Here is an 11,564-nt window from a genome sequence, read left to right as displayed (position 1 = left end):
CGTAAAAACTCAGAAGTCAATAGTGATCATTGAGAAAACGCGTCTTCTTTCACCCGTCTTCTTATCCCAGCACCATGAGATAAAAAAATTCGATGCCTTAATTAAGTGCATATCGAGCTTCCATATAATAGTTGAAGAAGTGCAACAAAATTAAACATCAAATCAAATCCCTCTTCCCAAAACCCTTACTTTGGCTTGACAAACAAGATAAATTGGGTCTAGTTGGCATCTGCGCGGTTGAATTCAATATTTTCACGAACGGAGAACACGAAATCTATGACCAGACTAGAAACCCGCACTGAACCGATGGTGCTAAATATGGGGCCACACCACCCCTCAATGCACGGGGTTCTGCGGCTAATCATGACTCTGGATGGTGAGGATGTCGTTGACTGTGAACCGGTCATCGGCTATTTACACCGGGGAATGGAAAAAATTGCTGAGAACCGCACTAATGTTATGTACGTCCCTTACGTTAGTCGCTGGGACTACGCTGCGGGAATGTTCAACGAAGCCGTCACTGTTAACGCCCCAGAAAAACTTGCAGGTGTGGCTGTCCCCAAACGTGCTAGCTACATCCGCGTCATCATGCTGGAGTTGAACCGCATCGCTAACCACTTGCTGTGGTTTGGCCCCTTCCTAGCTGACGTGGGCGCTCAAACTCCCTTCTTCTACCAGTTTCGGGAACGGGAGATGATTTATGATTTGTGGGAAGCCGCCACAGGTTATCGGATGGTGAATAACAACTACTTCCGCGTTGGTGGAGTAGCAGCCGATTTACCTTACGGTTGGGTAGATAAATGTCTGGAATTTTGCGACTACTTAATACCCAAAGTTGATGAGTACGAACGCTTAGTAACCGATAACCCCATCTTCCGGCGACGTGTTGAGGGTCTTGGGACTATCACCCGTGAAGAAGCAATTAACTGGGGACTTTCTGGCCCAATGTTACGCGCATCTGGCGTGCAATGGGATTTGCGGAAAGTTGACCATTACGAATGCTACGACGATTTCGACTGGGATGTGCAGTGGGAAACCGCCGGTGATTGCTTTGCCCGTTACGTGGTGCGGATGCGGGAAATGCGCGAATCAGTGAAGATTATTCGCCAAGCAATTAAAGGACTTCCTGGCGGTCCCTACGAAAATCTGGAAGCCAAGCGTTTAGCCGCAGGTAAAAAATCCGAGTGGGATGGATTTGATTACCAATTCATCGGTAAAAAAGTTTCCCCCACTTTTAAGATGCCCAAGGGTGAAATCTACGCCCGTGTAGAAAGTGGCAAAGGTGAATTGGGAATTTATTTGGTAGGCGAGGATAATGTCTTCCCTGCACGTTGGAAGATTCGTGCAGCAGATTTCAACAATCTCCAGATTGTCCCTCATTTACTGCGGGGCATGAAGGTTGCAGATATTGTGGTCATTCTCGGTAGTGTTGATGTAATTATGGGGTCTGTAGATAGGTAGAGTAAATATCTATCTAAGTATTTTTTAGAGCAGTTGTATTACAGTGCAACTGCTCTATTTTTTTAAATCGCTATAACTAAAAGGATTAACAATGGTTCAGGTTATTTATAGCGGTTCTCGCTTGGGTGCAGTACAGTTTTTACCTCACTTCCATTCCTCTCTCCTTTTAGGAGAGAGGCTTTGAATCTTACTCCCCAACGCTTAGAAGGGAAGGGGCTGGGGGTTAGGTCTGTATTCCATGCAATTGGTAACCGCTATATATCCCGCGCTTTAGCAGATTTAGGGCTGGAAGCAAAGCCGTGAAGATATATGTAGTCCAAAGTTGTAAATAGTTAGGAGTTAAAAATTATTGAGTGTTGATAAATTTTTATTTATCATTTTTTGTGCCTCACTTATAATTCATAACTCACAACTCCTCACTCCTAAGTTTTATTAGCGCATTGTGACAAATTCCTCTGCGGCTGAGGGATGGACACCGACAGTAGCATCAAAGTCTTTTTTGGTTGCACCCATCTTCACAGCGATCGCCACACCTTGGATGATCTCAGCTGCACTTTCACCTACCATGTGAGCGCCTAGAACTTTGTCGGTGTTGCTATCAACCACCAACTTCATCATTGTCTTCTCTTGCTTACCAGTCAAACTGTGATACATGGGGCGGAAGCGAGTACGAAAAATTTTGACGGCATCACCAAGTTTTTCTCGTGCGTCGGCTTCTGTACAGCCGACTGTTGCGGCTTCTGGGTTAGAAAATATGGCTGTGGGAACACTTTCGTGACTGAATTCGCGACGGTTATCCCCAAATTCACTATCAGCAAAGGCGCGACCTTCGCCAATAGCTACAGGAGTTAAATTGATTCGGTCTGTGACATCGCCAACAGCAAAGATATTCGGTTGAGTAGTTTGACTATATTCATTGACTGCGATCGCACTTGTGGTAGGGTATCCAAGCCCTTCGATAGAACTGGCGACAACATCAACCCCAGCGTTTTCTAAACCTAATCCATTTACATTGGGGGTTCGACCGGTCGCTACTAAAAACACATCAGCAATTAGTGGTTCTTGGTCGTCTCCTGATAAAGTCAGTTTTAACCCTTCTGGGACGCGTTCAATTGCTTTCACCACATTATTCTTAATCAAGCGAATTCCGTGGTTCGTCATACCCTCTTCAATTTCTATGCGGACATCTTCATCAAACCCATTCAAAATCTTTTCACCTCTGGTAATTTGTGTCACCTCAGAACCCAAACCGCGCATAATACAAGCAAATTCCGTGCCGATATAACCAGCGCCAATAATGACGATGTGTTTTGGTTGTTCTTTTAAATGAAAGATTTCGTCGGAGGTAATGCCATGTTCCATCCCTGGTAAATCTGGCTTGACGGGACGCCCACCAACAGCAATTAAAATTTTGTCTGCTGTAACTTTACGTCCATCAACTTCTACAGTGTGGGGGTCTACCAATGTGGCGCGACCGGAAAATAGTTCTACTCCAGCTTTTTCTAAGAAGCTGATGTGTAGTTGTGATAGTCGTCGAACTTCCTTATCTATAGATGTAATGAAATATTCCCAGTCAAACTCAGCATTACCCACTTTCCAGCCATAGCCTGAAGCGTCACTGAACAGTGCAGGAAAGTGAGACCCATAGACCATAAGTTTTTTGGGAACGCAACCGCGAATCACACAAGTGCCACCAACTAAATCATATTCAGCGATCGCCACTTTTGCGCCGTAGCTAGCCGCTCGTTTGGAAGCCGCCAAACCTCCAGAACCCGCACCAATTACAAACAGGTCGTAATCAAAAGTCATAAGTTTATGTTCTCTTTCGCAACAAGTTAGTTCCTGGGAACTTACACACAGAACGGGATTGAACTATATAAGGATATCCGGTGAACGCTGTGTAAGTCCTGTCCTTGATTTAATCTAGCGTTAGCAGATGCCATCTGGTCGTAGGGAATATCACTTTTTGCTTTAGCGGCTTTACAGGCAGTAGTAGTTAACAGTTGTTATAGTTCTACCCTTGGTCGAGCATAAGTCTGTACTACTGCTACTGCATTAGAGCAGCTAAGTTCCACAGGACTTACGCAAAATTATGACAGAAATGTACTGCCTTCGGCGATCGCAGAGCATTTTTTAACCCCATTAGCAATCTTTATGTACTTGGAGAGTCAGTTGGAGTTACAGGTGTTGGATTTGTTGGAGTTACAGGTGTTGGATTTGTTGGGGTTACGGGTGTTGGATTTGTTGGAGTTACGCGTGTTGGATCTATTGAGGTTACAGGTGTTGGATTTGTTGGAGTTACAGGTGTTGGATTTGTTGGAGTTATGGGTGTTGGATTTGTTGGAGTTACGCGTGTTGGATCTATTGAGGTTACAGGTGTTGGATCTATTGAGGTTACAGGTGTTGGATTTGTTGGAGTTACGGGTGTTGGATTTGTTGGAGTTACAGGTGTTGGATTTGTTGGGGTTACGGATGTTGGATTTGTTGGGGTTACGGGTGTTGGATTTGTTGGAGTTACAGGTGTTGGATTTGTTGGGGTTACGGGTGTTGGATTTGTTGGGGTTACGGATGTTGGATTTGTTGGGGTTACGGGTGTTGGATTTGTTGAGGTTACAGGTGTTGGATTTGTTGAGGTTACGGGTGTTGGATTTGTTGAGGTTACGGGTGTTGGATTTGTTGAGGTTACGGGTGTTGGATTTGTTGAGGTTACGGGTGTTGGATCTGTTGAGGTTACGGGTGTTGGATTTGTTGAGGTTACGGGTGTTGGATCTGTTGAGGTTACGGGTGTTGGATCTGTTGAGGTTACGGGTGTTGGATTTGTTGGGCTGATTGGTAATTTAGGAGTTAGCTGCATAAAAGGGGGGTTTTCAATTACTCCCTCGCCTTTTATAGGTGACTGTGCTTCCAAAGCCGCAGCAGTTTCGGCTTGAACACTGGTGATTGCAGGATCAGGTGTAGGCACAGGACTCTGCCTGTTCAAATCAAGTTCCCGAACCATCTGGCTCGTTTCATAAAAATTTCTTAGATCAAAATCATATAACCTCTGAAATTCGCCTTTAACTATAATCACCATTTGCCCTGCTTTCAACACCTGAGTTTCAGAAGCTTTCTTGTTAGAAACTTCAATGCCGCTATTTGTCAGCGCACCCACAATCGTGGTGTCTGTTTGTTGGTCGTAGCGTACAAATAATGCTGAACCACGAATTGCTGCTGCTGCATTTGGTGTTTGTATACGTGTTTGCCCCTTTCCTGGTGGGATGAGCAACAACACAGTCCCGTTTGTCAATTTAAAGTCACGAGTCTTCGGCAAAAATTGAAATAACGCCTGTTCTCCAACTCGTGCCAAAGAGCCATCATTAAAACGCAAATCTGCTAGGGAAGCTCGACCAGTTGACAACCCGTCCCCAGGGGTCATTGCATCTAATTTGCGTGCAGGACGTTTCTTCAATTTATCTTTGGGTATCAGTTGTACGATGTTGCGGAGGTTCTGAATCTCTGCTCGCGTTAGAGGAGTTGTAGCGCTTACCCGATTTGGTAGAGGCAGTACTATAACTCCCCATAAACCAATCACCAATAATGGAAATGATTTATAAAACATGGTTTAATAAATTTTGACCTTTAACTAGTATCATAAAAATTAAAGTTTAAGCTAAGGCTAATTGTTGTAATAGTTTTTTTAAGTAAATTAGTTTAAATTTTAATTTAGATTTAATGCGTAAAAGAGATAATAAGTAAAATAAATGTCTCATATTTTATTTTTGAAAAACCTAGTACACATCTATTATCTTTTTTCGTATCCACTTGTTCCTTATCTATGCAAGCAAGTTCATGAATCAAATTGGATTACTATATGTATTTTATTTGATTTAAGTTTTCCTTCCGAGACTGAAAGTGGATGCAATAAAGTCTATAGCAGATTTAAAAGTAGTATTTGATAGAAATAATTAAATGATAAGTACATTACATATAATCCTTTATAATCAGTTCAGCCAGAGGGTCATTAATTATAGGAGACAATAACTTGTTAAGGATTTGTTGTGAAATTACCCACTGGCTGTATTTCACTAAATTTAAGCAGCAATTTTATCGGAGCATCTCAGTTTGACAAAAAAATCTGGGAAAAATCCGAAAAGCGGCAATTGTAGTTTGTAGTTTCAGTATATACCTACAAAGCTAAAATAGATGCAATCAACTGTATCTTTTTAGTCGGAACTTCCGATACAGCTTGTGGGTCTACATTTGCCAAACGCAATCAATGCGATCTAACCAGATGCGACTCAAGAACTGGAAAAATTTGTTTTTTTGTATTTTGTTAACGTCCAGTGGTGGAACCTGGTGTTGCATTAGAGTAGATGCGACAGAATCTGCAATTACAGATGTTTGGCATCCTAATAATTTAGCAACTACACAGGTAACTCATGAGCAGTTATGTCATAAGTTGGAGCAAAAGGCAATTAACTCTTTGTGCAAGCTGTCGAGTGAGTCACATACTTTAGATTCTCGGATGCCGTTAAATCTGGTACAGCAAACACCAGGAACGACTCAAATTGCAGATCAAACCGAAGAACCTATAGATACTCAAAAGCAAAATGACCCGCCACAGCTAGAATCGCAGCCAAATAATTTGCCCATATCTCCTTCAGACTCAAAAGAGCAACTATTAAATTTACCTGAGATAGAGTATTCCCAAAGGCTAGAGAGGTTGATAGAACTGCTACGATCGCCAAAACAACCGTTTGAATCTAATAGCGATCGCGAATTGGGGTTACGGGTGCGGTTACGACCTCTAGAACAACAGCTACCACCACCGACAGAACAACCCGTACCTAAATTTCAACCTCAACCTATCGGCTATCTACAAGGACGTGTCGGCTACTTCCAAACGAGTAACATTTTTTCCTCAAATGATAGTCCCATAGAAGATGGTTTAATTATTTCTGGACTGACACTAGCCTCTACATATTTTCCTTTGGGATCTAAGACTTTTGTAAATGGCTCAATTGATGGCAATCTGATTCGTTATATAAATCAGTCAGAATATCATTACAACCAGGTAAGATTCAATCTCAGTATTTACCAGCAGCTATCCCAACGAATGTTTGGAGAAATCAGTTGGAGCAATCAACAGTTATTTTATGCCAACAGCAGCGATCGCTTCGATAGCTTCAAAGCAGGCGATCGCTTTTTAAATGAAAATTCCCTACAACTGTCTTTGGGACGCCGAGATCCCTTAACTTCAAGATTAACCCTAGATAGCTTCTACGAATTGAGTGTAAATTTTGCCGACCCCCAAAGTCGTAATCGGATAATCAATTCCTTTTGGGTGTCTCTGAACTACTACTTGCAAAAGCCTCTCCAGGTTGGTATTGACTACCAAATGAATTTATCAGACTTTACACAGCGCGATCGAGAAGACGAATTTTATCGGCTATTCGGACACTTAAATTACCAAATATCCGACAACATTAATATGAATATGCAGGCTGGAGTAAGTTTAGGTAGTTCAACCGCCGAAAACATTGATTTCGATGGCTGGTTCTTCACTATTAATTACAGTTTGCAATTAGGTCGGTTTTGATAAGAATTAGGAGTTACAAGAATTAACTCGTTTGTTAGCAAGAGAAGATTTATTATGGTGTCGTCGTACTTTAGTTGCCCAACAATCTCTCTCAGAAAGATTTTTAGTTTTCCCAGCAGACCTGTTTGAGCGGAACTTTTTTTACAAAATTTTACTGCGTAAGTCGTATAGATTTTGCCCGATAGCGGTAGCGATACATCACAAAGCTAGTGATGAACAAAATCACAGGAATAAAAGTAGACCCACTATGCCTAGAATTAGCCCTCCGATTTCTCCAGCTAGGAGTTGCTTATGTAATTTTGTGATTACAAAGTCCTGAAGGTGCGACTGCCCATAATCGCACCCGTGTAGCGATTAACATTGACCTCTGTAATTTCTCCTTTAGGGAAAGCAAAACTTGATGTAGGGCATCTAGTGTTAATGGGGTGCGAATGACAATAGCTTGAAATTCTGGCTGATCAGCAACTTGGGTTAATATCATCATAACTCCCAGGAAATCGTTCCTTGTACCGTCACTGGCTCTCCTGGATAAACGCTGAGGTCACGTTGAGCTGATGCATAATAATCAATATCAAACAGATTTCTAATGTTGAGCGCTACTCGGAAATTATTTCGCTCATAGAAAACAGCAGCATCAGTGCGTAAATAGCTGGGTAACTCGAACGTGTTTGCCAAGTCTCCCTGACGATCGCCAACGTAGTATAGTCCTAAACCAAACCCCAAACCCCGCAAGTCACCTTGAGCAATTTTATAGGTCGTCCACAAGGTAAAGGCGTGTTTCGGTACATTATTCAGGATGTTGTCAACAAGCTGAGTATTAGTGTCTTTTGTGACGCTAGCATCAGTGTAGGCATAGCCCCCAATAATGTTCCATCCGGGCAAAATTTCCCCACCAATATTTAGCTCAATTCCTCGACTTTTTTGCTCGCCTGTTTGAATAGACTCCCCAGGATTGTCTGGATCATTAGTCAGCACATTAGAACGAGTCAGATCGTAAAACGCCAGTGTTGCTGAGACTTTATCACTCAAATCTGTCTTGATGCCTACCTCGTATTGAGTGCCTTCTTCTGGCTGGAATAAACTGTTATCAAAGGTTGTACCAATGAGTTGTTGAAATGAGCGGCTATAACTGGCGTAGAGCGAAATTGGTGGGATGGGCTGGTAGACAATCCCAACGCGGGGACTGAAGGCTTCGTTTTGTTGAAAATCATTATTCGACGAGTCTATGAAGTCTTTAAATGTTTGATTAACAATATCAAAACGACCACCTAGCAATCACTTGAGGTTATCATAGAGCGCGATTTGGTCTTGAAGATAAAAGCCTAACGAGTCCGATGTCGTTTCATCATCAAATGGGTCACCAATAATTCCTCCTAGCGTCTGAGTATATACCGGATTGAACAAATCAATTGGCGCAATGGAACGATTAATTTGTGCACCCCCCATAACCTCCCTGAATAAATCAAAACCAGCTACTATTTGGTGCTGAATGCTGCCCGTCTTAAACTTGCCAACAACGTAATTATCCAAAGAATAAGTGTTATCGTAGCCTCCTGCTGGGAACGTTCTCACAGTTCTTGACAACAAGCGCCCATCTTCTGACAGAGAGGTAGGAAGGATATATATCCGGTTGTTGGGGTAGTTAGAAAGCGAAGCTTGAAAGGCATTTCGGACTTGCCAATCTTCGTTGAAGCGATGCTCAAAATTATAGCCAACTCGCAAGACGTTACGGTTATTCCCTGACACTGAGACATCAAAAGGTTCTCCAATATTGCGATTCCGGGGGATTTTACCATTCGGATTAGACAGCACAGTCCCTCTAGCTGGCAAACCAGAATCATCTGGTTGCTGAGTTGCTAAGTATTCAGATTCAAATGATATCTTTGTATTCTGATCAATTTGCCACGTTAAGACGGGTGAAACAAAGTAACGCTGCCTATCCAAAAAATCGACGAAACTTCCTGAAGTTTCCACAGCAGCGTTCAGGCGATATAGCAGTGTTTTATCGGAAGTTAAGGGGCCGGAGAAGTCTAAAGAACTCCGATAAAAATCAAAACTGCCAACTGAAGCTTCCACTGAGTAGTAAGGCGAACTTAGGGGCTGTTTCGTGACTAAATTGACAGTGCCTCCGAGCGAACCTTGACCGTACAGAACAGAAGCAGGCCCTTTGAGAACTTCAATACGCTCCAAATTGGCAGTCTCAGAAGGAATACGGCTACTTGTTCTTTCTCTCAGACCATTCCTCAAAATAGCATCACTATTAGGCGTAAAGCCTCGGATGATCGGTACATCGAATACATTACGGGTCGTACTAGCCGGTTCTTGGATACCACTGACGTTTCTTAACGCATCACTGACGCGGGTTATCCGTTGCTCTTCAATCAACTGTCGAGGGATAACTTGAATCGACTGGGGAATATCGCGCAGAGGAGTGTCAGTCTTGGTAGGAGTTGAGGAATCTTCTACGCGATATCCATCTTGCTCACCCGTCACAACCAATTCAATCGCTTCATCACTTGATGCTGATGGTTGAGTTGGTTGTGTCTCACTTGTTGGCTGATTTGGTTGAGGTGTTGGTTGTGTTTGTGATTGTGCTGATGGTTGGCTAGAAGCAGCTGCACTTGCAACGCTAAAAATCAACCCCTCATTCGGACTGTCAAACAATTCAACAGTTGGGACACCCACCTCACCCGTCACTGTCACGCGGATAGTGTTGGCATCAAAATTAGTGACTGTTATCCCAGTAATACCTGCAATTGGTTTGTCTGAGCGGAATGTAAATACCTCGCCACTGGGTAAACGTAGTTACGCGTTAGGAATATCAACAATAAAGCTATTTACTGCACTATGATTTGTGATTTGCAGCTGTTCCCCAAGGGAAGTTTGTAAAATTACCTCGACACCTTTGTCAGTGGGATTAGCTTTAACTCCCGTAACTTGCACAATTTTTTGAGCAGGTGTTGTCGGTGTTGGTGTCTGCACAAGTATTTGGGCGTTGGGAATCGGACGTTCTATCTTATTGACTTGCCGAATCTCTGCTGTCGATTTCACGGGCTGTATTTTGCTCAACAGAGATACTTGTTGAGAATAATTTGTGATAGGATTATTAGCTGGTGTTCGCTTTTGAAATTCTTTTGTTGATATTTCTTCGCTTCTAGTGGGATTTGTGCCTAATGTAACCATTGAACACGTCAGCAATATAATGGAAACAAACCACTCTAGCTTCATTATTTTTCTCTTCAGATCCATTAGACTGTAATTAATTGCGCGAACTTAGAAAATTATTGAAAACTATTTTTATTAATTTAGCAAGCTTATTGAAAATAATTAATAACAAAAATCATCTAATAATGCAAATAACATCACAGTTACGGCTATGTTTCCAAAGATTACCGAAAGTCAGATAAGATTTTATATTCTTTAAAACTCTAAAGTTCAAAATCTAAAATTGGCAGAGGTTGGAGTTTTAATTCTTAACTTCTCACTCCTATAGCGTTTCCTAATAAGAATGAGGTACAGCTTAACCTCACCCCGATAAAGCTGTGCTTTATCTCCCCTCTTTGTGAGTTCAAAGAGGGGTTGGGGATGAGGTTTTGATATGTACTTCATGCACCTGGGAACTGCTATAACTCCTAGCTATAAATAAGAAATCCAATCACTCCAGCTACCAGCATAAAGTTTACCTTTGCTAATGCCAGCTAATTCTAAAGAAAGTAAATTCACACAAGCAGTAACGCCAGAACCGCAATAAACCAAGATTTCTTCGGCTGTTTTTACCTGTTCCCACCGACGGCGTTGTTCTTCTTGAGGGAGTAGGTAGCCAGAAGAGTCTGTAACTTCTTGCCAAGGATAGTTGACTGCACCGGGAATATGTCCAGCAATCGGATCGATAGACTCTCGTTCGCCTCGGTAGCGATCGCTCTCTCTTGAATCTACCAATGCTACCTTGTGGCTATCTTTCCGGCTTTTTACCGCTGTAATATCTACTACCTTTTCTGTTTGTACTTGAGCGACAAACGTACCCATCCGAGGGGGAGGAATAATATCTGTAACAGAATACCCAGCTTTTTGCCATCCAGCCAACCCGCCATCCAGTACTGCTACTTGCTCATGTCCTAGATAGCGTAACAGCCACCAGAGACGAGCCGCAAAGGCAAAGCGCGAATCGTCATAAGCTACAACTAAACTTTTTTGGTAATTTACCCCAATCGCTGCCAATTTGTTAGCTATATCATTAGGGTTAGGTAAAGGATGTCTCCCACCATGCTTACCCACTGGACTGGAAAGATCCTGATTCAAATCTAGGTAATACGATCCTTCTATATGACTTTTTTGGTACTGTTGTTGTCCTAGTTGTGGATCGGTTAGAGAAAAGCGACAATCCACAATAACGACTTGCGGATCTTCTAGATGTTCAAACAGCCAAGCTGGTGAAACAATAAATTGGGGATTGGGCATAGGGCATTGGGTAAAACAGTTCCTCTGTTCCAAGTGCTGAGTAAATAAGTTATCTTTGCTACTCAGC

8 protein-coding genes and 1 pseudogene are annotated in these 11,564 nt (G+C 42.4%); 2 read left to right on the top strand and 7 right to left on the bottom strand.

Going from position 1 to position 11,564, the window contains the following annotated elements; translation table 11 throughout:
* Window positions 1-276: 276 nt before the first annotated feature.
* On the top strand, window positions 277-1,461 hold the full coding sequence (locus tag NLP_RS29600) for an NAD(P)H-quinone oxidoreductase subunit H (RefSeq protein ID WP_104909437.1): 1,185 nt from the start codon (window positions 277-279) through the stop codon (window positions 1,459-1,461).
* 254 nt (window positions 1,462-1,715) lie between these two features.
* Here the strand turns inward: NLP_RS29600 and NLP_RS36275 are convergent, their stop codons facing one another.
* The 3 genes from NLP_RS36275 to NLP_RS29585 form a co-directional block, all read right to left on the bottom strand.
* Window positions 1,716-1,781, bottom strand: a complete 66-nt coding sequence (locus NLP_RS36275; protein WP_104910093.1) for a YqiA/YcfP family alpha/beta fold hydrolase — start codon at window positions 1,779-1,781, stop codon at window positions 1,716-1,718.
* Between the two features lie 112 nt (window positions 1,782-1,893).
* Window positions 1,894-3,270, bottom strand: a complete 1,377-nt coding sequence (gene gor / locus NLP_RS29590; protein ID WP_104909436.1) for a glutathione-disulfide reductase — start codon at window positions 3,268-3,270, stop codon at window positions 1,894-1,896.
* A gap of 343 nt (window positions 3,271-3,613) precedes the next feature.
* Complete coding sequence (locus NLP_RS29585) at window positions 3,614-5,059, bottom strand: FecR domain-containing protein (RefSeq protein WP_104909435.1); 1,446 nt, start codon at window positions 5,057-5,059, stop codon at window positions 3,614-3,616.
* A gap of 672 nt (window positions 5,060-5,731) precedes the next feature.
* Between NLP_RS29585 and NLP_RS29580 the strand changes: the two genes are divergently transcribed.
* The gene (locus NLP_RS29580) at window positions 5,732-7,039 is read left to right on the top strand and encodes a hypothetical protein (protein ID WP_104910092.1); all 1,308 of its coding nucleotides are present in this window, start codon (window positions 5,732-5,734) and stop codon (window positions 7,037-7,039) included.
* A 289-nt stretch (window positions 7,040-7,328) separates the two neighbouring features.
* Here the strand turns inward: NLP_RS29580 and NLP_RS29575 are convergent, their stop codons facing one another.
* The 4 genes and pseudogenes from NLP_RS29575 to NLP_RS29565 form a co-directional block, all read right to left on the bottom strand.
* On the bottom strand, window positions 7,329-7,523 hold the full coding sequence (locus NLP_RS29575) for a hypothetical protein (protein ID WP_158680582.1): 195 nt from the start codon (window positions 7,521-7,523) through the stop codon (window positions 7,329-7,331).
* Window positions 7,520-9,532, bottom strand: a pseudogene (locus NLP_RS35875) (TonB-dependent siderophore receptor). Before NLP_RS35875 ends, NLP_RS29575 begins: the two are co-directional and overlap by 4 nt.
* Window positions 9,533-9,844: 312 nt before the next feature.
* Window positions 9,845-10,222 (bottom strand): AMIN domain-containing protein, encoded by a 378-nt coding sequence (locus NLP_RS35305; protein WP_234017114.1) that lies wholly within the window; start codon window positions 10,220-10,222, stop codon window positions 9,845-9,847.
* A gap of 453 nt (window positions 10,223-10,675) precedes the next feature.
* Complete coding sequence (locus tag NLP_RS29565) at window positions 10,676-11,497, bottom strand: sulfurtransferase (RefSeq protein ID WP_104909433.1); 822 nt, start codon at window positions 11,495-11,497, stop codon at window positions 10,676-10,678.
* Window positions 11,498-11,564: the final 67 nt, after the last annotated feature.

The organism is Nostoc sp. 'Lobaria pulmonaria (5183) cyanobiont' (genome assembly GCF_002949795.1).
Lineage (GTDB): Bacteria > Cyanobacteriota > Cyanobacteriia > Cyanobacteriales > Nostocaceae > Nostoc.
Note: the sequence above shows the minus strand (reverse complement) of the source record. Positions and strands in the feature narration are given on the sequence as shown.

Excerpts from the sequence above, each read along its gene's own strand:
- NLP_RS29600 (WP_104909437.1), top strand. The coding sequence starts at position 277 with ATGACCAGACTAGAAACCCGCACTGAACCGATGGTGCTAAATATGGGG.
- gor (WP_104909436.1), bottom strand. The coding sequence starts at position 3,270 with ATGACTTTTGATTACGACCTGTTTGTAATTGGTGCGGGTTCTGGAGGT.
- NLP_RS29585 (WP_104909435.1), bottom strand. The coding sequence starts at position 5,059 with ATGTTTTATAAATCATTTCCATTATTGGTGATTGGTTTATGGGGAGTT.
- NLP_RS29580 (WP_104910092.1), top strand. The coding sequence starts at position 5,732 with ATGCGACTCAAGAACTGGAAAAATTTGTTTTTTTGTATTTTGTTAACG.
- NLP_RS29575 (WP_158680582.1), bottom strand. The coding sequence starts at position 7,523 with ATGATGATATTAACCCAAGTTGCTGATCAGCCAGAATTTCAAGCTATT.
- NLP_RS35305 (WP_234017114.1), bottom strand. The coding sequence starts at position 10,222 with ATGGTTACATTAGGCACAAATCCCACTAGAAGCGAAGAAATATCAACA.
- NLP_RS29565 (WP_104909433.1), bottom strand. The coding sequence starts at position 11,497 with ATGCCCAATCCCCAATTTATTGTTTCACCAGCTTGGCTGTTTGAACAT.